Raw genomic sequence first — 20645 nt, forward strand, 5'->3', positions numbered from 1 at the left:
GAGCGGCCCCGCGTCGAGGCCGCGCCGCCCCGCCGCCGGCAGCGCCCCCGCGCGCCGCCAGGCCGGCGGCGCCACGGCGCCGGGCGACGGACTGCTCCCTCGGCGGGTCCGCCAGGCCAACATGGCCCCCCAGCTCAGGCAGTCGCCGGGCGACACCGTGCCCGCGCCGGAGGTTCCGGACGCGGCCGGGGCGCCGGACCAGGCCGCAGGAGAAAGATCCCCAGAACAATCCAGGGCTCTCCTGGACTCCCTGCAATCGGGCTGGCGGCGAGGCCGGGCCGACAGCGAACGAGACGGCGAGGAGGTGTGACGGTGTCGACCGAGCTGAACTGGCTGCTGGACGACTTCGTGACCCGCGTGACCGATGTCCGGCACGCGATCATCCTGTCCAACGACGGACTGCGCGTCGCCGCCTCAGGCAGCCTCTCGCGCGAGGACGCGGAACACCTGTCGGCCGTCGCCGCCGGGTTCCAAAGCCTGGCCAAGGGCGCGAGCCTGCGTTTCGGCGGCGGCGCCGTACGGCAGACGATCGTGGAGATGGAGGCGGCCCTGCTCTTCGTCACCTCGGCGGGGAACGGGAGCTGCCTCGCGGTGATGAGCATGATGGAGGCCGACGCGGGCCTGATCGCCTACGAGATGGCCCGCCTGGTCGGCCGCGTCGGCCAGCACCTCACCACGCACCCCAGAGGCACGGTGTGATGCTGACAGGCACGGTGTGATGGACGAGCCGGAGCTGATCGACGACGGCCCTGTGCTCCGTCCCTACGCGCTCGTGCGGGGCAGGACCCCGCCGTCCGCGAAGGCGTTCGATCTGCTCAGCGTGGTCGCGGCGACCGGCACGCCGGTCCCGCCGAACGCCGACCTGGGCCCCGAGCACCTGCGCCTCCTGGCGCTCGTGCGCCGGGCCCGGCCGGTGGTCGAGGTGGCCTCCGACGTCGACCTGCCCATCGGCGTCATCCGCCTCCTCCTGGACGACCTCCTGACCCTCGGCCTCATCCTGAACCGCCCCCCCGCCCCCGTCGCCACCACCCCGCACGTCACCCTCCTCCAAGAGGTGCTCAAGGGCCTCCAGTCGCTCTAGACGTGGCGGTGTGCTTGCCCCTCCGCTGCGCGCCGGGCCAGGGCGATGACCTGTCGAATCCCGGCCCGTCCGGCCCGCCGTAAGGGTCGTTGTGATCCTCCGGACCCCGGTACGGTTCCTCTATGAGGCCGTATCTGGAGGTGTTGCGTCTTTCGCATTTCAAGACGTTCCACGATGAAGATCTGCGGCTCCGGCCCATGACGGTGCTCATCGGCCGCAACAGCAGCGGCAAGTCGAACGCTCTGGACGGTCTCGAAGTGCTGTCGCGGCTCGCGACCGGTGCCGACCTGGTCGACGCTCTGGACAGCCGCCGAGGTGACGAGGGGCCATTGCGCGGCGGACTCGAAAGCTGTCCGCCTCACGGCAGCGACCATTTCACTCTGGGTTGCGAGATCGTGTCTCCCGAGGGGTCGCCCGCCGGGGGATACCGGATCATCGAGCTCGACCTCACCATCAAGGTGCGACCCGAGCCGGAGATCGTCTATGAGTCCCTCCGCGGATACTCGGGAGAACCGCGGGCGAAGGACGCGGAGGGCCGCGCCTCTCAGAGCATTTTGGTCACGCATGAGCCCATCCCAGGCATGGGTAGCATCGACGCGACCATGTTCCGCGGCCTGAAGAGGCGGTCGGCTCGGGGGAGTTTCCGGTCGACCAGACTGCTCACCGCCCAGTTGCCGCTGCGCATGGCGGGCGAGAACGAAGCCGAACTGGGCGTGGTCAGGGCCGCCGAGACCGTTCTGGAGGTGCTGCGCGGCGTCTTCCACCTCGATCCCGTCCCTCACCTGATGCGCCAGTACGTGCCCGGCAGGGACATCAAGCTCCGCCGTACCGCCGAGAATCTCTCAGCGGTCATCGGTCAGATGGCGAGGCGTGACCCCGAGAGGTTCCGCCAGTTGCTGGGCCTCGTTCAGAAGCTCGTCGAGCACCAGGTCACGGGCCTGGACATCATCCGCTCCGAGCTGAACGACGTCATGCTCGCCCTCGACGAGGGAGACGCCAAGACCTCGGCACGCGAGATGAGCGACGGGCTTCTGCGCTTTGTCGCCATCGCCACCGCGCTCCTGGGCAAAGGCAGTGACCTCGACGTCGGTGGCCGGGAGACCGGTGACGCCGAGCATCCGGTCACGGTGGTCATCGAAGAGCTGGAGAACGGTCTCCATCCCTCGCAGGCGAGGAAGCTGCTGGAGCTGGTCGAGGACTACTGCGACGATGACGGTGCCCGGGCACTCTTCACCACTCACAGCCCTGCGCTGCTGTCAGCCCTCGGCCCACGCGACCACGATGGTGTGGTGGTCTGCTCCCGGGACCCGGAATCCGGCCGCTCACGACTCCGCAGGCTGCCCGAGATCGATGGCTACCCAAGCCTGATGGCCCAGGGGCAGCTCGGCGAGATAGTCACGTCCGGCCTGCTGGAGGAGACCATGGAGCCCGGCAGGGACTTCAGCGAGTTCGACCGCCTGATGGGGCTCGAATGAGCACCCGGCGCACGGTCGAGTTCGTCGACACGTCCGTTCTCTGCAACCTGCTGGACATCCCCGGCAAGAACCAGGACCGCCTGGCGGTCCTGGAAGAGTTACAGCGGAAGAGAACGGCGGGCGACCTCATCCTGCCCGTCACCACGGTGATCGAGACGGGTAACCACATCGCTCAGCTCAAGGACGGCCATCATCGCCGTGATCGTGCCACACGCCTTCACGAGCTGCTCGTACTGGTCATCGATGGCAAAGCCCCATGGGTCCTGCACACGGTCGAATGGGGTGAGGGCTTCCTGCGCCAGCTCCTGTCGGGAGCCGGCACGAAGGTGCCCTTCACCGAGCACGCCATGTCAGGGGTGGGGGTCGGCGACCTGTGCATCCTGGCCGAACGCGCGCTGTACCGGCAGCGGGTCACAGGTGTCGATGTCCTCATATGGACGCTCGATCGCCACCTCGGCGCCTACTCCTAGCGCGATCGACGAAGACGTGTCTCGACGGCTGTTTCGGACACCTGCGCGGCGCCTGGCGAGATCCTCCAGGCGCAGCCGGCTCAGGATGGCCGTACGGACGCAAAGGCGGCCGACCGCGGGGAGGTCTCGTTCAGGGGCCGGCGCAGAGGGGTGGTGAGGGCTCCTATCCGGCGGCCGGGGTGAGGGTGCGGAGGGCGTGTTCGACCAGGGTGACGAGGACGACCTTGGCCGAGGCGCGGCGGCGCACGTCGCAGAGGATCACCGGGATCTCCGGGTCCAGGTCGAGCGCGATGCGGACGTCCTCCGCCTCGTGCTGCTCGGCTCCGTCGAAGCAGTTGACGGCGACGATGAACGGCGTGCCGCGCTGCTCGAAGTAGTCGATGGACGGAAAGCAGTCGGTGAGGCGCCGCGTGTCGGCGAGGACGACCGCGCCCAGGGCGCCGTAGGACAGCTCATCCCACATGAACCAGAATCGCTCCTGGCCCGGCGTGCCGAACAGGTAGACCACGAGACCCTCGCGGATCGTGATCCGCCCGAAGTCCATGGCCACCGTGGTGGTCGTCTTCCCTTCCACGCCGTCGATGTCGTCGACGCCGATCCCGCGGTCGGAGAGGACCTCCTCCGTGCGCAGGGGACGGATCTCGCTGATCGCACCGACCAGCGTGGTCTTCCCCACGCCGAAGCCGCCCGCCACCAGGATCTTGAGGGCGACGGGCTCTTCAGAGGGCTCGTAGGCCATTGATCACTTCCTTGAGAATGCGCTCGTTTGGGCGCGGTCCCGTTTGGGCGGGAGCCCGTACGCTGATCATGCCCTGGTCCTGGAGATCGCCGAGGAGAACGCGGACCACGCCGAGCGGCAGGTCGATCTCGGAGGCGATGTCCACGACCGACATCGACCGTTCGGCCAGCTCAAGGATGCGCTGATCCTCAGGGCCGAGACCGGCCTCGCCAGTGTACGGAGACCCGGTCGTCGTGACCATAGCGATCAGGTCCAGATTGTCACCCGACGATCGCGTACGGCCACGAATAAGTGCGTAAGGCCGAACGATCGGCCCGGCCTCCTCATCGAGCCACTGCTCGCCACGGGTCGTCATGACTGCGTCCGCCGGGGGTTGGTGGAGATGTGCTGGCCGACCCGTTTGACGAGCATGGCCATTTCGTAGGCGATATGGCCCACGTCGGCGTCCGAGCTGCTCAGCACGGCGAGGCAGGTGCCGGTGCCGGCGGCGGTGACGAACAGGAACGCGGACTCCATCTCGACGATGGTCTGCCGGACCTCGCCGCCGCCGAAGTGGCGGCCCGCCCCTCGGGCGAGGCTCTGGAAGCCGGACGCCACCGCGGACAGGTGCTCGGCGTCCTCCCTGCTGAAGCCCTTGGACGCTCCGACCACGAGGCCGTCGGTGGACAGGATGACCGCCTGGCGCACGGCGGCGACCCTGCTGATGAGATCGTCGAGGAGCCAGTTGAGTTCGCCGCTAGACGACACTTTGCCGGTCATTCGTCACCCTTCTCGCCAGTCGTCTGATGTACGTAACCCTCACTATGGTTGCGCAGCTCGTGCCTTTGGTCACCCTGACTCGGCTGCGTGCCGGCTCCCTCGTCATCCTCGGATGCCCTGTCCCGCAAGGAGTTCTCGTCGTCGTCCCTGTTCAGGCGCTCGTCCGGACGGTCGTGTTCCTCCGCCGCCTCGTCCTGCTCGGCTTCGATGCGTCCCCGGCGCCCACCCTGCTGGAAGGCGGAGAACATCGCGCGGGCCTCGTCCGGGGTCCGTTCGGTCCCGGTGGGGCCGGTGTGCCCCTCTGAGGCCTCCTGGACGGTGGCGGGCTCGGCCGGCGCCGGCGGCGGCGTGGGGGCCGCCAGGGGGCCGGTGGTGTCCCGGAGCTGTGGGGCCATGTTCGCCTGGCGTACCCGGCGCGGCAGGCCGCGGTGGTTGCCCTTGGTGGTGGAGGTGCGCGACGGGAGCCCGGAGGGCGGCCGCTCCTCCTGCCGCGTCCCCTGTCCTGAAAGGTCGATCGGCCCGGTGTCGGAGATGTTCGGCACCACCGTGAGCGACGGCGTCACCTCGGCGCGCGTGCTCGGCGGGGTGAAGTAGAACGAGGTCTCGGCGGGCGGCTCTTCCGCGGGCCCGGCGGCGACCGCCTGTGCCTGCTGCGCCGTCCGGCCGGGGCGCGGCTCACGGGGGCGCGGCGGCGCGGACTCGGCCAGCGAGCCCTGGACCGGGACCGGGTCGCCGTCGTCGACGACCAGGCCCTTCGGGATGAGCGCGATGGCCGTCGTGCCCCCGTAGGGCGACGCGCGCAGCGTCACGCTGACGCCGTTGCGCACGGCGAGCTGGCCGACCACGAACAGGCCGAGCCGGTCGCTGTCGGCGAGGTCGAACTCCGGCGGGCTGGCGAGCCGCTGGTTGATCGCCTCGTATTCGTCGGAGGACAGGCCGAGGCCGCGGTCCTCGATCTCGACGACGAAGCCGTTGGCCACCGAGTCGCCGCGGACCTGGACCTTCGTCTGCGGCGGCGAGAAGATCGTCGCGTTCTCGATCAGCTCGGCGATCAGGTGGATGAGGTCGGTGACCGCCGTGCCGTTGAGGAAGGCACTCGGCAGGGGCGCGACGTTGACCCGGGTGTAGTCCTCGACCTCCGCGACCGCGGCGCGCACGATGTCCAGGACGGGCACCGGCTTGCGCCAGGCACGCCCGGGCGCCGCCCCGGACAGGATGATCAGGCTCTCCGCGTGGCGGCGCATGCGGGTGGTCAGGTGGTCGAGCTGGAACAGGTCCTCCAGCGCGTCCGGCTCCCTGGCGCGGCGCTGCATGCTGTCGAGCAGGGTGAGCTGGCGGTGCAGCAGCCCCTGCTTGCGGCGGGCGAGGTTGAGGAAGACCTGGCTGATGCCCTTGCGCAGGTTGGCCTGGCCGACGGCCGCCTCCACGGCGGTGTGCTGTACCGAGCTGAACGCCTGAGCCACGTCCGCGACCTCGACGGAGTCGCCTCCGACGATCGGCGGCGCCTCGGTCTCGACGTCGACCTCGTCGCCCCTGCGCAGCCGCTCGACGACCCTCGGCAGCCGTACGTCGGCCAGGTCGCGGGCGGAGTTGCGCAGGTCGGCGAGCTCGCGGACGAGGCGGCGGCCGAAGCGCACGGAGATGATGATCGAGGCGACCACCGCGATGAGCCCGAGCCCGCCGGCCAGGCCGATGCGGACCAGGATGCCGGTCGCGACGACCTTCGCGCGCTCGGCGACGGCGGCCGACGCCTTGATGCCCACCTGGTCGAACGAGGCCGCCAGGTTGTCGGTGATCGGCTGCCACCTGTCGAGCGAGTCCGGCAGCGGGCCGGCTCCCCTGGCCCTGGTGAGGATGTCCTGTTCCATGGCGGTGAAGCGCTTGAAGGTCGGGGAGTCCATGACCTCCGCGAACGGCTTGCGCAGGCTCTCGTCGAGGGTCGACATCCCCTTGGCGTACTGGAAGCGCCGGTTGGCGCTCCACTCGCTGAAGGCGATGTACTCGGCGTCGGTGAGGCCGCCCGTGGCCAGGGCTCCGTTGACCAGGGCGTTCTCCCTGGCCGTGATCTCGCGGGCGTTGCCCATGGACAGCATCGCGCTGGCCTGCTCGGCGATGTCCAGGTCGGGAACGGAGTCGATGCGGTCGTACAGGCGGAAGAGCGTGTCCATCACGCGGCTGTAGGCCTGGGTGGCCTGCAGGCGGTTGGACTGCGCGGTGTCCACGTTGGCCCGGATGCCCGGCAGTTGCTCCAGTTCGTTGAGCAGCGTGGTGAGCGCGGTGCGCACCGGAGGGCTGAGCGCCGCCTGGGTGTCGGGCTCGGCCTGGGCGGCCTGGAACTTCGCGAGCGAGGTGTCGGTCGCGTGCCGTTGTGCGGCGAGCCGGTTCTGGTCGTTGGACTTCACGCTGAGGGCGGCGGCGGACAGCGCCCGCTCGGCCTGCATCTGGATCCCCAGGTCGGTCGATGTGACACCGATGCTCTGGTAGATCGTGTTGGCCCTCATGAGGGAGAGGCCATCGCCAACCGTGAGATTAAGGACAAATCCCCACAAAGCACTAAGCGACAGCAGTGGAAGGAGTAGCAAGGAAAAGATCTTGAAGCGAATCGACCGCTTTCCAGAACCCATGGTCACTCCCGCATCGCTCGGAGGCTCTTACCGCATTAAGGGAGAAATGCACCTCCGGAAGATCGCACAGAAGGCTAGCACCGATAGAGTTCCGGCGTACGGGAGGATCGGATGATTACTGTGATTACTGGGGCCAGTGCCGGTATCGGCGCGGCCGCCGCAGAGGGTCTCGCACGGGCCGGGCACGACGTCGTCCTGGTCGGGCGATCCCGCCCAAGGCTCGAAATCGTGGCAGAACGCATCGTGGGCGCGACAGGCCGCCGCCCCGACGTCGCCACCGCCGACTTCGCGTCGTTCGAGGAGGTCACCCGGCTCGCCGCCGACCTGCTGGACAGGTACGAGCGCATCGACGTGCTCGCCAACAACGCCGGCGTCATGTCCACCAAGAGGCGGCTGACCCGGGACGGTCACGAGACGATGATCCAGGTGAACCACCTGTCACCGTTCCTCCTGACCAACCTGTTGCTCGACCGGGTCACCTCCTCGGGCGGCCGGGTGGTGACCACCTCCTCCGGCGCGGCGAGGTCCGGACGGCTCAACCCCTCCGACCTCGACCGGTCGGGACGGCGGTGGAGCGCGTGGCTGCAGTACGGCGACACCAAGCAGGCCAACGCGTTGTTCACGGTCGCGCTGGCCGGGCGCGGCGTGGCCGCCACCTGCTTCCACCCCGGGGTGATCAGGACGGGGTTCGCCCCCGACAGCCTCTACATGAAGCTGCTGATGACGATCCCCGGCGCCGCGGGGACGCCCGAGCAGGGCGCGAGCACGCTGGTCCACCTGGCGACCTCGCCCGACGGCGCCGAGCAGTCCGGGCGCTACTTCGCCAAGAGCGCGCCGGCGCCCGCCACCAAGCGGATGACCGACCCCGCGCTCGCCGCCGCCCTGTGGGAGCGGAGCGTCGCCGCCACGGGCCTGTCCGCCGCCTAGCCCGGCACGGCCCCCCGCGCGTTCCTGAGGTCGCGCACGGCCCGGCAGGCGGCGCTGACGGCCGCGTCGGCGTCCGCTCCCGGCACCGAGTCGGCGTTGGCGATCGCGATGCGCCCGAAGCGCCGCCTGGCGGTGTCGGCGGGGAACGGGCCGTGCGGGTGGAACGCGTCCCACGGGCGCGCGTACTCGGGCGCGTACCCGTGACCCCAGCGGTTGACGGTGAGCCCCTCGATGTCCCTCGCCGGGTCGAAGCCCCACGGCCCGAGCAGCCGCGTGAGCTGTTCCCGCACGCCGTACTCCAGCCGGTCGTACGGCGTGCCGGACAGCCTGCGGCGCCCGGCCACCGCCGCGTCCCTCGGCGCCATCCCCGGCACGGCGGGCGTGTGGACCAGGTGGACGTTGATCGGCTCCGCCGGGCCGCGCGGGCAGCGGTAGGAGCCGGCGCTGACCGGCGGGGCCAGTTCGGCGGTGACCCAGTACGCCCCGGTGAAACGGGCGCGGCGGATCCCCGCGCGCTGGAACGCGTGCCAGCCGCGCAGCTGCGCCGTCGCCGACACCACCGGCAGCTTCACCGCCTGCCGCATCGCCTCCTTCTGCTCGTCGGGCAGGTCCTCGACCAGGTAGGGGATCACCGCGTTCCAGCAGGCCATGACCACCGCGCCCGCCCGCACGGTGCGCACGCGGTGGCCGTCGAAGTAGCCGACGGTGGCGGTCGCCGCCGCGTCGGGCGGTCCGTCGTTGCGCACGAGCACGACCGGGCTCGACAGGCGCACCCGCACCTGGTTGGCCGGCCGGTCCAGCCTGCCGTAGTCGAACGAGGTGGTGGTGATCTCCTCCATCGAGGTCGCCCCCGCGAACCCGGGCACCAGCCGGCCGACCATCATGCGCACCAGGGCCTGGTTCCCCTCAGGGAAGCAGTACACCTCGCCGTCGGGCGCGGCCCACCGGCGGGCGACCCTGCGCGCGTTGTACGCCGACGGCCTGGTCCCGTCCAGCCCCATCCCCGCGAAGCCCGGGTAGGTGAAGCGGTCGGCGCCCGCCCACGCGTCGATGGCGCCCAGCGCGTCCGATCCGTAGGCCCAGGCGGCGTTCGGCATCGTCTGGCAGAACCGGACGGCGTCGGGATGGACGCGGCAGACGTCGCGCAGGAAGCCCGCGTAGGTCAGCCCGGCGAGCCGCTCCTTCTTGCCCGTGTCGGACAGGCCGGGGAACCAGTCGGGCGGATCGTCGAAGAGCATGACCAGGTCCCGCCGGGCCTGGGCGGCGATGGGCAGTTCGCCGACCCACTGGGCGGTAGTGGCGCCCGGGTCGAGCACGACGAGCCTGTCGGTCCCGAAGGACTCCCGGTCGCAGAAGACGCCGTCGTGCATCCGCAGCCCGGGGTAGAGCCCGGCGTCGCCGTGCTCGTCCTGCCGCCGCGCCTCGACGCCGAGGCGGGCCAGCAGGTCCCTGCCGTCGGGGGACCACGCCGAGGGCGCGTACAGCGCGCGCGAGCCGCCGTGCCCGATGAGCGGGCCGCTCCGTCCCGCCGGGTGGAACTCGTTGCGCCGGGCGTGGCCGCCGACGTCGTCGTGGTTGTCCAGGACGAGCACGCGCGCCCGGGGGTCGTGGCGCACCCAGGTGTAGGCGGCGGTGACGCCGCTGATGCCGGCGCCGACCACGACGAGGTCGTAGGACTCCCCGGTGGGCTCGGGCGTGCCGGCCCGCTCCCAGAACCGGCCGTCGCGAAGGGCGTGCGCCACGCCCAGCGAGTCCGGGGTGTTCCCCCTGAGCCCTTGCGAGCGCGCGGGTTGGTGGAGGCCGCGGGCCGTGAGCGCGTCACCCACCGTGACGCCTCCGGCCGCGGCGGCGGCCGCGCCGGGGTGCCTGCCGAGCGCCGCGCACGCGGCCACCGCCGCCACCCCGTCGAACAGGTCGCGGCGGCTGATCTGCCGGTCCATTCCCAGCTCGCGCCCCGGCGTTCCCGGTAAATCTCCGCCAAGCGGGAAATGAGCCGTCATTCCGCGATCATCACCCTCCGTGAAAAGGAAAAGGAGCGTGTCGCGGGGGGCGGGCCGAGTCTTTTGGGTTTTATTGCGTGGGCAGTACGGGGGGGAGGATGCTGTTCAGGGGCGATTCGCGCCTCTTGACGGGAACGCGAGGATCGGGTCGGTCGTTGGCCCCGTGAAGGCGAAACGCGCGGTAGTACGGAGTCGCGGTGAAGTGCTGAAGAGTGCTCTCCCGTTCGACGAAGTGACCGGGGCAAACGGGGTAACGTTCGCGTTCACGGTGGATGTACGACGACGGGGTGTTGAACGGGTGGTCGGCAGGCAGGGCAGGGTCACGGGCCGGATAGGGCCGGGCCTTGTGGGCGAGGTGATGGTGCCGATACGCGGGGGCGTTGAGGCCTTCTACGCCCATCCGACGATTCCCGACGAGGAGATCCCGGTAGGGACGATCATCATCGTCGTCGAATATTCGCCGCCACGAACGGTCTACGTGGCACGCGCGATCGTCTGACCTTCCTCTCTCCCTCATTCCGGAGGTCTCATGACCACCACAGAGCTGGCGTTCTGGGCCGGCGGCATCGTCGCCCTGCTCGTCATCATCATCCTTCTCTTCAAAGCCGTATGGCGGGTCGCCGAGCCCAACGAGGCTCTGATCATCTCCGGTCTCGGCGCGCACACCAGGAACGAGCTGGCCGACAGTCTCGGGTTCAAGATCATCACCGGGAAGGGCACCGCGGTGCTGCCCGGCTTCCAGACGGCCCGGCGGCTCAGGCTCGACAGCAGGGCGACCAACCTCCAGGTGAACTGCGTGACCCAGCAGGGCATCCCCGTCCAGGTCCGCGGTGTGATCATCTACAAGGTCGGCGACGATTTCACCTCCATCGCCAACGCGGCCCGCCGCTTCCTCGACCAGCAGGACAGCATGAGCGGGGCCATCCACGAGCTGTTCACCGGCCACCTGCGCTCGATCATCGGCAACCTGACCGTCGAGGACCTCATCCTCAACCGCGAGCGGCTGACCGGCGAGACCCGCAGCAGCGCCGCCGACGAGATGAGCAAGCTCGGCCTGGTGGTCGACTCCCTGCAGATACAGGAGATCGACGACGAGACCGGCTACATCCTCAACCTCGGCAAGCCGCACGCCGCCAGGGTCGCCGCCTCGGCCCGCATCGCCGAGGCCCAGCGCGACCAGGAGGCCACCGAGGCCGAGCAGGTCGCCGCCGCGAAGAAGGCCGCGGCCATCCGGGAGTCCCAGATCCAGCAGTCCGGGTACACGGCCGAGGTCGACCAGGCCGCCGCCAAGGCACGCCAGGCGGGCCCGCTGTCCGAGGCGACCTCCCGCCAGGAGGTCGTCGTCCAGGAGACCCGCGCGGCCGAGCTGGAGGCCCAGCTCGCCGAGCAGCGGCTGCAGTCGCAGGTGCGCAAGCCGGCCGACGCCCGGGCGTACGAGACGGTGACGCTGTCCCAGGCCGAGCGCGACGCGCGCATCGCCCAGGCGGAGGCCGAGGCGCGGGAGACCGAGCTGCGCGCCGTGGCCCAGGCGTCCCAGGTCAAGCAGGCCGCGGCGGCCGAGGCGGAGTCCGTGCGGCTGCGCGCCGAGGCGGCGGGTGCCGCCGCGCGCGCCACCGGTGAGGGCGAGGCCGCCGCCGCGCAGGCGCGAGGACTCGCCGACGCCGAGGCGGCCAAGGCGCGCGGTCTCGCCGAGGCGGAGTCCGCCAGGGCGAGAGGCCTCGCCGAGGCCGACGCCATCCGGGCGCGCTCGCAGGCCCTGGCCGAGAACCAGGAGGCGGTCATCGCCCAGCAGCTCGCCGAGAACTGGCCCGCGATCGTCGAGGCCGGCGCGAAGGCGTTCGGCAACATCGACCACATGGTGGTCCTGAACGGCGCCCAGGGCGTCGAGGAGCTGCTCGCCAAGGCGCTCACGCTGGGTGGCACGGGCCTCGGCCTGGCCCGCTCCCTGCTGAACGGCGCGACGCCCGCCGCGCTGAACGGCACCGACCCGCTGGCGGGCAAGTCACACGACGCGAGTTGACGACCGAGGCCGGAACAGACGTGTCGTCTCGGGGCCCAGGTCGCGGGGCCCCGGGGCGACACCGGCACGTCGTCCCGAGGCTCCCGGCAACGCCCCGAGCCGCGCGGCCCCGTAAGGCCCTTGTGCACCCCGAGGTTGGGCTTCCCCTGTGTGGGGGAGGTACGGGCACATAGTGCTGTGCGCCCCCCGGAGGCAACTGGATCGCCCGGCTGAAGCGGGCGGGGGGCGTAAATGGGGATAAGTGGGTTTCTGGGACGATGGCCGGTGCTGCGGCAGCTCACCGGCCCCGACCCGCGCGGGCTGGGTACCTCGGTCAGATCGCCGGGGACCGCCGCGCTGAGGTCGCGCGTCGCCACCGCCGACCGCGTCGTGAAATCGATCTGCCCCTTCTGCGCCGTCGGCTGCGGGCAGAACGTCTACGTCTCCGGTGAGAAGGTCGTCCAGATCGAGGGCGACCCGGACTCCCCGATCAGCAGGGGCAGGCTCTGCCCGAAGGGCTCGGCGACCCTCCAGCTCACCACAGGCCCCGGGCGCGAGCACCACGTCCTGTACCGCCCGCCGTACGCCCCCGAATGGGAGCGGCTCGACCTCGACACCGCCATGCGGATGGTCGCCGACCGGGTGGTGCGGACCCGCAGGGACACCTGGCAGGAGCACCACGACGGCCGCCGCGTGGCCAGGACCATGGGCATCGCGAGCCTCGGCGGCGCCACGCTGGACAACGAGGAGAACTACCTCATCAAGAAGCTGATGACCGGACTCGGCGTCGTCCAGGTGGAGAACCAGGCCCGGGTCTGCCACAGCTCGACGGTGACCGGGCTCGGCACCTCCTTCGGCCGGGGAGGCTCGACCACGTTCCTGCAGGACCTCCAGCACGCCGACTGCATCATCATCGAGGGCTCCAACTTCGCGGAGGCCCACCCGGTCGGCTTCCAGTGGGTGATGGAGGCCAAGTCGCGCGGCGCCACGATCATCCACGTGGACCCGCGCTTCAGCCGCACGAGCGCCATGGCCGACCTGTACGTGCCGATCCGCGCGGGCACCGACATCGCGTTCCTCGGCGCGATCATCAACCGTGTGCTGACCCGGAAGCAGGACTTCCGCGAGTACGTCCTGAACTACACCAACGCCGCGACCATCGTCTCCGACGACTACGTGGACAGCGAGGACCTGGACGGGGTCTTCTCGGGCTGGGACCCCGAGTCGCGCACGTACGACGTCAGCACCTGGCAGTACAGGGGCCCCGCCATGCGGGCCGCCTCGGGACGCAGGCACACCACCGGCGGGTACCACGCGCCCGGCCGAGGCGAGACGCACGGCTCGGGCGGCGCCCCGGTGACGCCCTACCCCGAGCGGGACGAGACGCTCACCGACCCGAGGTGCGTCTACCAGATACTCAAGCGGCACTTCGCCCGCTACACCCCCGAGGCCGTCGAGGAGATCTGCGGCATCCCGCCCGAGACGTTCGAGCGGGTCTGCGACGCGCTGATCTCGAACTCCGGGCGCGACCGCACCACCGCCTTCGCCTATGCCGTGGGATGGACGCAGCACACCGTCGGCACGCAGTACATCCGCACGGCGAGCATCCTGCAACTGCTGCTCGGCAACATCGGGCGCCCCGGCGGCGGCATCATGGCGCTGCGCGGCCACGCGAGCATCCAGGGCTCCAGCGACATCCCCACCCTGTACAACCTGCTGCCCGGCTACATCCCGATGCCGTACGCGCACCTCGACGAGGACCTCGGCGGGTTCGCCGACGCCATCAGCACGCGCAAGGGGTTCTGGGCCGACGCCCGCGCCTACGTCGTCAGCCTGCTCAAGGCGTACTACGGCGACGCCGCCACCCCGGAGAACGACTTCTGCTTCGGGCACCTGCCCCGGCTGACCGGCTCGCACAGCACCTACGAGACGGTCATGGCGCAGCTCGAAGGCACGTGCAAGGGGTACTTCCTGTTCGGCGAGAACCCCGCCGTGGGGTCGGCCAACACCCGGTTGCAGCGGCTCGGCATGGCGAACCTGGAATGGCTCGTGGTCAGGGACTTCTCGCTCATCGAGTCGGCCACCTGGTGGCGGGACGGCCAGGAGGTGCGGAACGGCGAGCTGCGCACCGACCAGATCGCCACCGAGGTCTTCTTCTTCCCCGCCGCCTCGCACACCGAGAAGAGCGGCACGTTCACCAACACCAACCGGCTCCTTCAGTGGCACCACAAGGCCGTCGAGCCCACCGGCGACTGCCGCAGCGACCTGTGGTTCGTCCACCATCTCGGCCGGCTGGTCAAGAAGCGGCTCGCGGGTTCCACCGAGGCGAGTGACCGCGCGTTCCTCGACCTGACCTGGGACCGCCCGGTGGAGGGGGAGCTGGCCGAGCCCAGCGCCGAGGCCGTGCTGCGGGAGATCAACGGGTACGGCCCGGAGGGGCGTCCCCTGTCGTCGTACACCGAGCTGCGCGGCGACGGGTCCACCTCGTGCGGGTGCTGGATCTACTGCGGGGTGTTCGCCGAAGGGACCAACCAGGCGGCCCGCCGCCGCCCGCACACCGAGCAGAGCTGGGTGTCGCCCGAGTGGGGCTGGGCGTGGCCGCTGAACCGGCGCGTGCTCTACAACCGCGCCTCGGCCGACCCGGACGGCAAACCGTGGAGCGCCCGCAAGGCGTACGTCTGGTGGGACTTCGGGCGGGGCAGGTGGACCGGTCACGACGTCCCCGACTTCATCGCCGACCGCCCGCCCGGCCACCGGCCCGCCGACGACGCGGTGGGCACCGACGCGTTGTCCGGGATCGACCCGTTCATCATGCAGGGCGACGGCAAGGGCTGGCTGTACGCCCCTGCGGGACTCATGGACGGCCCGCTGCCCACGCACTACGAGCCGCAGGACACCCCGTGCGAGAACTCGCTCCACCGCGCGCACCGCAGCAGCCCCGCGCGGCTGACCTACGACCGGCCGGGCAACCGGTACCACCCGCCGGACAGCCAGGTGTACCCGTACGTGGTCACGACGTACCGGCTCACCGAGCACTTCACCGCCGGGGGCATGAGCCGCTGGCTTCCCTACCTGGCCGAGCTGCAGCCGGAGATGTTCTGCGAGGTCTCGCCCGAGCTGGCCGAGGAACGCCTCCTGGAGCACGGCGCCTGGGCCACGATCATCACGGCCAGGGGCGCGATCGAGGCCAAGGTCCTGGTGACCAGGCGGATCCCCTCGCTGCGCCTCAACGGGCGGGTCGTCCACCAGATCGGCCTGCCGTTCCACTGGGGACCGAACGGGTGCACCACCGGCGACCCGGCGAACGAGCTGGCGCCCATCGTGCTCGACCCGAATGCCGACATCCAGGAGGACAAGGCGTTCACGGCCGACATCCAGCCGGGCCGCCGCCCCCGTGGCCCTGGGCTGGCCCGCCTGGTGGAGACCTTCCGGCGCCGCGCCGGCATCACCGAGCCCGCCCATCAGGAGGCCTGAGATGACCGTGCGGCCGATCCGCGCGCCCGAGGTCCAGGACACGACCGGCTACCCGCCGGGGCATCCACCCCGGATGGGGTTCTTCACCGACACCTCGGTCTGCATCGGGTGCAAGGCGTGCGAGGTGGCGTGCAAGGAGTGGAACCAGCTCCCCGCCGACCAGCCGTTCGCGCTCACCGGCCTGTCCTTCGACAACACCGAGCAGCTCTCCGGGTCCACCTGGCGGCACGTCGCGTTCATCGAGCAGAACAAGCCGATCAGGACGCCGCAGGACCCCGGCGACGGGGCGGGTGGCGACCTCCGCTGGCTGATGGCCTCGGACGTGTGCAAGCACTGCACCGACGCCGCCTGCCTCGACGTCTGCCCGACCGGCTCGCTGTTCCGCACCGAGTTCGGCACGGTGGTGGTCCAGCAGGACATCTGCAACGGGTGCGGCTACTGCGTGTCGGCCTGCCCGTACGGGGTGATCGCCAAGCGCGAGGACGACGGCCGGGTGTTCAAGTGCACCCTCTGCTACGACCGGCTGCTCGACGACATGACCCCCGCCTGCGCCAAGGCCTGCCCGACCGAGTCCATCCAGTACGGGCCGCTGGACGAGCTGCTCGAACGCGCCGCCGCCCGCGTCCAGGAACTGCACGGCGACGGGGTCGAGGACGCCCGGCTCTACGGCCACGACCCCGAGGACGGGGTGGGGGGCAACGGCGCGTTCTTCCTGCTGCTCGACAGGCCCGAGGTGTACGGGCTGCCGCCGGCCCCGAAGGCCACGACCCGCGACCTTCCCTCGATGTGGCGGCACGCGGCCGTCGCCGCCCTGGCGCTGGTCTGCGGCGTCACCGCCGCGTTCGCCGCCGCCCACCACCCTCTCGCACAGGCAGGAGCGAAATGGTCACGCCAGTCGCCGCTCATGACGCGGACGAGGTCTTCTCGTACTACGACCGCCCGATCCTGAAGCCGCCGACCTGGCGCGAGGCGAACATCGGCGGCTACCTCTACCTCGGCGGGCTGGCCGGGGCCTCGTCCGTGCTCGCCGCCGGGGCGCAGCTCACCGGGCGCCCGGGGCTCGCGCGGGCCGGGAAGATCGCCGCCCTCGCGGGGATCGCGTTGTCGCTGGGCGCGCTCGTCGAGGACCTCGGGCGGCCCGAGCGCTTCATCAACATGCTGCGGACGTTCAAGCCGACCTCGCCGATGAACATGGGCTCGTGGCTGCTGGCCGCGTACACGCCACTCGCCGGCGTCAGCGCCCTCAGCGACGTCACCGGCCGGCTGCCGCTTGCCGGGCGGGCGGCCTGCTACGGCGCCGCGGTGCTCGGCCCGGCGGTCGCGACGTACACGGCCGTGCTGGTGAGCGACACCGCCGTGCCCGCCTGGCACGAAGGCCACCGGGAGATGCCGTTCCTGTTCGCCGGCTCCGCGACGGCCACCGCCGCGGGCGCCGCCATGATCGCGGCCCCGTCGGCGGAGAACGCGCCCGCGCGGCACGCCGCCGTCTTCGGCGCGGCCCTCGAACTGGCCGCCGGCCGGCTGATGCGCCGCCGCATCGGCATGATCGCCGAGGCGTACGAGAGCGGGCGGGCGGGGACCCTGCTGCGGGCCGCCGAGGCGCTGTCGGTCGCCGGCGCGGCGGGCGCCCTGCTCGCCGGGCGGCGGCGCGGCCTGGCCGTGCTGTCGGGGGCGGCCCTCATGGCGGCCTCGGCCTGCGTGCGGCTCGGCGTGTTCTCGGCGGGGGTCGCCTCGGCCGAGGACCCCCGGTACACGGTCCTTCCCCAGCGGGCCCGCGCCCTGGCGGCGAACGCTTCCGGTACCTGACGCCCGCGGCGGCACGGTCGGCCGTCCGCGGCCGGCCCCGCCCCGGGATTCGCGGGCCGGTCACCATCAATTCGTGATCAGTCCTTAAAGGTCGCCACGAATGGCACATTAACGTGGATGCCTGATCCGAACACACTTTGGCGGCGCACTTCTGTGATTCGGCACCACATTTTCCTTGTCGTGTGACTTATTTACCTTGTCGCAAGGTCTCCCCTCACATGCCTCCCGTGGGCGAAGGGATAGTTTCGAGCCATCTCCCGTCGACAGGGTAGAGAAAATGTCCGATCACGCGAAAATCAACGACATCTGGACCAAGATGATTACTCCTGATATCCCCAACACCTCCTTTATCGACATGCGCAGACGCCGATCGGAGTGGACGGTCGCGGTGCTGACCGGCGCGCTCCTGGCGCTGTCATCTCCCGCGATGGCCGGCAGCGCGACCAGGACCTCCGATCCCGGCACCCCGCACGGATCGTCGCTCCAGGGGCCGCCGACCGAGAAGAACACCGGCAGGCGACCCGGCAAGAAGGCATCCCCCTGCCACCGGAAGTGCTGCCGCCACCACACGGAGTGCGTCGCGGGACCACCTGGACCTCCCGGTCCTCCAGGCCCGCCCGGACCTCCTGGACCTCCTGGACCGGCGGGCGGGGGGCCCGCCGGTCCGGCCGGTCCGGTCGGCCCGGTCGGCATCACGGGACCCGCCGGACCCGCGGGGCCGCCGGGGCCGCTGGGACCGGCAGGGCCGGGAGGACTGGCTGGGCCGGGAGGACCGGCTGGACCGGGAGGACCGGCCGGGCCGGGAGGACCGGCAGGACCGGCGGGACCGGCGGGACCGGCAGGACCGGCGGGGCCGGTGGGACCGGCCGTGGACGTCAACTCGACGGTCGTCACCCAGTTCAGCGCGCCCCAGTTCGTCGCGTTCGTCAAAGCGGGTGTGACGTTCCTCCGGGACTCGCGAAGCACCGCGACCTACAACCTGTCGACCGTGCCCGGCTATCCCACGGGTGCGATCTCCGTCGCACTGGCCCCGTCGCCGGTGTCGCTCAGCACCAAGCTCAACGTGACCGTGTCCACCCTCAACGAGGTGTTCCAGTCGACGTGCCTCGTCCAGCCGCAACCGGGGCAGGGGACCAATCCACTGTGGCCGAACAACTGCGGGGCCTTCATCAAAATCATCCAGCCGTGATCGATCTCAAGCGCGTCCTCTGCCGCCATGCCCGGAATTTCGGTGATAGCGGCAGAAGATGGCACAATGAGCGTGAGAACCGTCATGACGGAGCCATTCCCGGCTCCGGGAATTCGCCTTCTTGATGTGATTCCGTCGTCTGTGCCTCACTCTGCGACGGCCTGAATGGTGCCGCACCGTCGTGCGGTCCCCGGCCCGGACACGGAAATGCCCCGGGTCGTCCACGCGGACGGCCCGGGGCAGGGGATGAAGAACTTACTTCACGGCCCAGTCGACGGTGTCGACCGTGTCGTTGGTGGCCACCGGCTCCTCCAGGGAACGGCCGGCCTTCAGCGACCGGATGCGCCCGGGGGTGTCGATGTTGATCAGCTTCGCCTTGGCGTCGGTGTTGTTGACCCAGGAGGAGACGTTGTTGGCCTCGTTGGATCCACCGGCGATGGGCAGCTTGGTGAGGTCGACCTGGTAGCCCGCCCCGATGCCGTAGGCCGGTCCCTTGTGGCCGTAGTCGCGGTAGACACAGAGCGTCTTGATCGGGCACAGCTCGCCGTCGTTCAGCTTGACCACGCCCGAGGGCAGCGGCGCGTCGGCGGCCGGGGGGTTGTCCCCGGCGGGCGTGGCGGCGGCCACGTCCGTGGTGGTCGCGGCGGCCGGTGCGGCGGCGATGGGGTCGTCGCCGGTCACGGCGCCGGCCATGGGCATCTTGTCCGACGTGCCGGCGGCCGGGGTCGCGGCGGGCACATCGGCGACGGCCGGGACGGGCGCTTCGGCGACGGCCGGGATGGGCGCCTCGGCGACGGCCGGGACGGGCGCCTCGGCGGCCGGGGCGATGGGAGCCTCGGCGTCCGTAGTGGTGGCGGCCGGCGCGTCGATGGCGGCGGCCGGCTTGTCACTCACGGGCGTGTCGGTGACGGCGGCCGGCTTGTCACTCGCGGGCTCGTCGGTCGGGGCGGCCGGCTTGTCGCTCGCGGGCGTGTCGATGATGGCGGCGGGCGTGACGACGACCGGGGCGCCGATCGTCGCGCTGTCGGCGACGGGCGTCGTCTCGGTGGCCGGCACGTCGGTCTTGGGAGATTCGGCCACGTCGGTCTTGGGCGACTCGACGACCGGCGCGGGCGCGTCAGGGGCGCCGGCGACCGGCGCGGTCGCGGCCGGGGCCTCGGTCACCGGCGCGGCGACGGCCGGAGCGTCGGTCACTGGCGAGGCGACGGCCGGGGCCTCGGTCTCGGGCGTGGTGGCGGCCGGTGCGTCGACGGCGGCCGGGACGTCAATGGCGGGCGTGGCGGCCGGGACGTCGATGGCGGGCGTGGTCGCGGCCGGGGCCTCGGTCTCGGGCGTGATGGCGGCCGGTGCGTCGACGGCGGGCGTGGCGGCCGGGGCGTCGATGGCGGGCGCCGGCACGGCCGGGGCTTCGGTCACGGGTGGCGCCTCGGTCACGGGCGCGGCGACGGCCGGGACATCGGTGGCGGGCGTGGCCGCCGCCGGGGCGTCGGCGACCGGGGCCGAGGGCGGGCCGCCGGCGGTCGCGGCATCGGGGGCCGGAGGGTTGTCGGTGGTGGTGGCGCCGGTGGACGGGGTGTCCGTCGCCTTGGCGTCGGCGGCGGGTGCGTCGACGGCCGGTGCGCTGGTGATCGGAGCCTCGGCGACCGGTGTGCCGGTGGCCGGTGCACTGGCGACGGGTGTGCCGGTGGCGGGCGAGTCGGCGACGGGGTTGTCGTCGACCGTCGAGGCCAGGGCCGTCGCGGCCGGGAGCGAGAACGCGGTCGTGGCCGCGACTGCGGCCATTCCCAAATAGATCACGACGCGATTGGTCATGATTCCTCCCCAAGTATCGATGACGTGGTCCGGTCGAGTCGTCTGGGTCTGGCCCACGGCCGACCCGGCCGCACTTCATGCGTCAGCCATTAGACACGGGAAGTAACGACCCGCACACGGAGAGTTGGCGCGACTTGGAGATGTTTGCCGGGGCCAGCATCGCCATTGGGGCGGGTCTGACGTCGGTGAACCCTCGTTCCCGGCGAATGCCCGCAACTCGCCGCCGAGGCTTGGCCGACACGTTAGGTGGCCACGGCCGTGTCGCCCTCAGGACGAACCGGGAACGCGGC

At 71.2% G+C, this 20645-nt stretch carries 18 protein-coding genes and 1 pseudogene; 12 read left to right on the plus strand and 7 right to left on the minus strand.

Features of this window, described 5'->3' with window-relative positions; genetic code table 11:
• The 5 genes and pseudogenes from NYZ98_RS38320 to NYZ98_RS38340 form a co-directional block, all read left to right on the plus strand.
• A pseudogene (locus NYZ98_RS38320) lies at nucleotides 1–310 on the plus strand (hypothetical protein); the annotation flags it as partial.
• 2 nt (nucleotides 311–312) lie between these two features.
• A complete protein-coding gene (locus NYZ98_RS38325; RefSeq protein ID WP_262849862.1) occupies nucleotides 313–699 on the plus strand; it encodes a roadblock/LC7 domain-containing protein in 387 nt (128 codons plus the stop codon).
• A gap of 19 nt (nucleotides 700–718) precedes the next feature.
• Nucleotides 719–1081: a DUF742 domain-containing protein gene (locus tag NYZ98_RS38330; RefSeq protein WP_262849864.1), complete on the plus strand. Its 363-nt coding sequence runs from the start codon at nucleotides 719–721 to the stop codon at nucleotides 1079–1081.
• A gap of 122 nt (nucleotides 1082–1203) precedes the next feature.
• Complete coding sequence (locus NYZ98_RS38335) at nucleotides 1204–2556, plus strand: AAA family ATPase (protein ID WP_262849867.1); 1353 nt, start codon at nucleotides 1204–1206, stop codon at nucleotides 2554–2556.
• Entirely contained in the window at nucleotides 2553–3026 is a 474-nt protein-coding gene (locus NYZ98_RS38340; RefSeq protein ID WP_262849869.1) for a hypothetical protein, read from the plus strand. Before NYZ98_RS38335 ends, NYZ98_RS38340 begins: the two co-directional genes overlap by 4 nt.
• 163 nt (nucleotides 3027–3189) lie before the next feature.
• On the opposite strand, the gene NYZ98_RS38345 is transcribed toward NYZ98_RS38340, so the two are convergent.
• From NYZ98_RS38345 to NYZ98_RS38360, 4 genes are read right to left on the minus strand one after another with little or no spacing between them, the layout of a single operon-like run.
• Nucleotides 3190–3765, minus strand: a complete 576-nt coding sequence (locus NYZ98_RS38345; RefSeq protein WP_262849871.1) for a GTP-binding protein — start codon at nucleotides 3763–3765, stop codon at nucleotides 3190–3192.
• Nucleotides 3746–4120: a DUF742 domain-containing protein gene (locus NYZ98_RS38350; RefSeq protein ID WP_262849873.1), complete on the minus strand. Its 375-nt coding sequence runs from the start codon at nucleotides 4118–4120 to the stop codon at nucleotides 3746–3748. The genes NYZ98_RS38345 and NYZ98_RS38350 overlap by 20 nt, the downstream gene beginning before the upstream one ends.
• Nucleotides 4117–4524: a roadblock/LC7 domain-containing protein gene (locus NYZ98_RS38355; RefSeq protein ID WP_262849875.1), complete on the minus strand. Its 408-nt coding sequence runs from the start codon at nucleotides 4522–4524 to the stop codon at nucleotides 4117–4119. The genes NYZ98_RS38350 and NYZ98_RS38355 overlap by 4 nt, the downstream gene beginning before the upstream one ends.
• On the minus strand, nucleotides 4521–7025 hold the full coding sequence (locus NYZ98_RS38360) for a sensor histidine kinase (RefSeq protein ID WP_262849877.1): 2505 nt from the start codon (nucleotides 7023–7025) through the stop codon (nucleotides 4521–4523). The genes NYZ98_RS38355 and NYZ98_RS38360 overlap by 4 nt, the downstream gene beginning before the upstream one ends.
• Before the next feature lie 234 nt (nucleotides 7026–7259).
• Here NYZ98_RS38360 and NYZ98_RS38365 point away from each other — a divergent pair, with 234 nt between their 5' ends.
• Nucleotides 7260–8075 (plus strand): SDR family NAD(P)-dependent oxidoreductase, encoded by an 816-nt coding sequence (locus NYZ98_RS38365; RefSeq protein WP_262849879.1) that lies wholly within the window; start codon nucleotides 7260–7262, stop codon nucleotides 8073–8075.
• Here the strand turns inward: NYZ98_RS38365 and NYZ98_RS38370 are convergent.
• Nucleotides 8072–10015 (minus strand): NAD(P)/FAD-dependent oxidoreductase, encoded by a 1944-nt coding sequence (locus NYZ98_RS38370; protein WP_262849881.1) that lies wholly within the window; start codon nucleotides 10013–10015, stop codon nucleotides 8072–8074. The genes NYZ98_RS38365 and NYZ98_RS38370 overlap by 4 nt on opposite strands.
• A 262-nt stretch (nucleotides 10016–10277) precedes the next feature.
• Between NYZ98_RS38370 and NYZ98_RS38375 the strand changes: the two genes are divergently transcribed.
• The 5 genes from NYZ98_RS38375 (at nucleotide 10278) to nrfD (ending at nucleotide 17354) form a co-directional block, all read left to right on the plus strand.
• A complete protein-coding gene (locus NYZ98_RS38375; protein ID WP_262849883.1) occupies nucleotides 10278–10574 on the plus strand; it encodes a hypothetical protein in 297 nt (98 codons plus the stop codon).
• Nucleotides 10575–10604: 30 nt separating this feature from the next.
• Complete coding sequence (locus tag NYZ98_RS38380; RefSeq protein ID WP_262849885.1) at nucleotides 10605–12095, plus strand: flotillin family protein; 1491 nt, start codon at nucleotides 10605–10607, stop codon at nucleotides 12093–12095.
• A 231-nt stretch (nucleotides 12096–12326) separates the two neighbouring features.
• Nucleotides 12327–15548: a formate dehydrogenase gene (gene fdh / locus NYZ98_RS38385; RefSeq protein WP_262849887.1), complete on the plus strand. Its 3222-nt coding sequence runs from the start codon at nucleotides 12327–12329 to the stop codon at nucleotides 15546–15548.
• Nucleotides 15549–15621: 73 nt separating this feature from the next.
• A complete protein-coding gene (locus NYZ98_RS38390; RefSeq protein WP_262849909.1) occupies nucleotides 15622–16497 on the plus strand; it encodes a 4Fe-4S dicluster domain-containing protein in 876 nt (291 codons plus the stop codon).
• Nucleotides 16431–17354: an NrfD/PsrC family molybdoenzyme membrane anchor subunit gene (gene nrfD, locus NYZ98_RS38395; protein ID WP_262849889.1), complete on the plus strand. Its 924-nt coding sequence runs from the start codon at nucleotides 16431–16433 to the stop codon at nucleotides 17352–17354. The genes NYZ98_RS38390 and nrfD overlap by 67 nt, the downstream gene beginning before the upstream one ends.
• Nucleotides 17355–17639: 285 nt before the next feature.
• Here the strand turns inward: nrfD and NYZ98_RS38400 are convergent, their stop codons facing one another.
• The gene (locus NYZ98_RS38400) at nucleotides 17640–17882 is read right to left on the minus strand and encodes a hypothetical protein (protein ID WP_262849891.1); all 243 of its coding nucleotides are present in this window, start codon (nucleotides 17880–17882) and stop codon (nucleotides 17640–17642) included.
• Nucleotides 17883–18222: 340 nt separating this feature from the next.
• Here NYZ98_RS38400 and NYZ98_RS38405 point away from each other — a divergent pair, with 340 nt between their 5' ends.
• Nucleotides 18223–18543: a hypothetical protein gene (locus tag NYZ98_RS38405; protein ID WP_262849893.1), complete on the plus strand. Its 321-nt coding sequence runs from the start codon at nucleotides 18223–18225 to the stop codon at nucleotides 18541–18543.
• A gap of 255 nt (nucleotides 18544–18798) precedes the next feature.
• Here the strand turns inward: NYZ98_RS38405 and NYZ98_RS38410 are convergent, their stop codons facing one another.
• Complete coding sequence (locus NYZ98_RS38410; RefSeq protein ID WP_262849895.1) at nucleotides 18799–20355, minus strand: hypothetical protein; 1557 nt, start codon at nucleotides 20353–20355, stop codon at nucleotides 18799–18801.
• Nucleotides 20356–20645 lie beyond the last annotated feature (290 nt).

The organism is Sphaerisporangium corydalis, from assembly GCF_025506355.1.
Taxonomy (GTDB): domain Bacteria; phylum Actinomycetota; class Actinomycetes; order Streptosporangiales; family Streptosporangiaceae; genus Sphaerisporangium; species Sphaerisporangium corydalis.

What these genes read in the sequence shown, in the direction of transcription:
- fdh (WP_262849887.1), top strand. Translation starts at nt 12,327, where the DNA reads ATGGGGATAAGTGGGTTTCTGGGACGATGGCCGGTGCTGCGGCAGCTC.
- NYZ98_RS38410 (WP_262849895.1), bottom strand. Translation starts at nt 20,355, where the DNA reads ATGACCAATCGCGTCGTGATCTATTTGGGAATGGCCGCAGTCGCGGCC.
- NYZ98_RS38360 (WP_262849877.1), bottom strand. Translation starts at nt 7,025, where the DNA reads ATGAGGGCCAACACGATCTACCAGAGCATCGGTGTCACATCGACCGAC.
- NYZ98_RS38350 (WP_262849873.1), bottom strand. Translation starts at nt 4,120, where the DNA reads ATGACGACCCGTGGCGAGCAGTGGCTCGATGAGGAGGCCGGGCCGATC.
- NYZ98_RS38340 (WP_262849869.1), top strand. Translation starts at nt 2,553, where the DNA reads ATGAGCACCCGGCGCACGGTCGAGTTCGTCGACACGTCCGTTCTCTGC.
- NYZ98_RS38370 (WP_262849881.1), bottom strand. Translation starts at nt 10,015, where the DNA reads ATGGACCGGCAGATCAGCCGCCGCGACCTGTTCGACGGGGTGGCGGCG.
- nrfD (WP_262849889.1), top strand. Translation starts at nt 16,431, where the DNA reads ATGGTCACGCCAGTCGCCGCTCATGACGCGGACGAGGTCTTCTCGTAC.
- NYZ98_RS38365 (WP_262849879.1), top strand. Translation starts at nt 7,260, where the DNA reads ATGATTACTGTGATTACTGGGGCCAGTGCCGGTATCGGCGCGGCCGCC.
- NYZ98_RS38380 (WP_262849885.1), top strand. Translation starts at nt 10,605, where the DNA reads ATGACCACCACAGAGCTGGCGTTCTGGGCCGGCGGCATCGTCGCCCTG.
- NYZ98_RS38355 (WP_262849875.1), bottom strand. Translation starts at nt 4,524, where the DNA reads ATGACCGGCAAAGTGTCGTCTAGCGGCGAACTCAACTGGCTCCTCGAC.
- NYZ98_RS38330 (WP_262849864.1), top strand. Translation starts at nt 719, where the DNA reads ATGGACGAGCCGGAGCTGATCGACGACGGCCCTGTGCTCCGTCCCTAC.
- NYZ98_RS38345 (WP_262849871.1), bottom strand. Translation starts at nt 3,765, where the DNA reads ATGGCCTACGAGCCCTCTGAAGAGCCCGTCGCCCTCAAGATCCTGGTG.
- NYZ98_RS38390 (WP_262849909.1), top strand. Translation starts at nt 15,622, where the DNA reads ATGGGGTTCTTCACCGACACCTCGGTCTGCATCGGGTGCAAGGCGTGC.
- NYZ98_RS38335 (WP_262849867.1), top strand. Translation starts at nt 1,204, where the DNA reads ATGAGGCCGTATCTGGAGGTGTTGCGTCTTTCGCATTTCAAGACGTTC.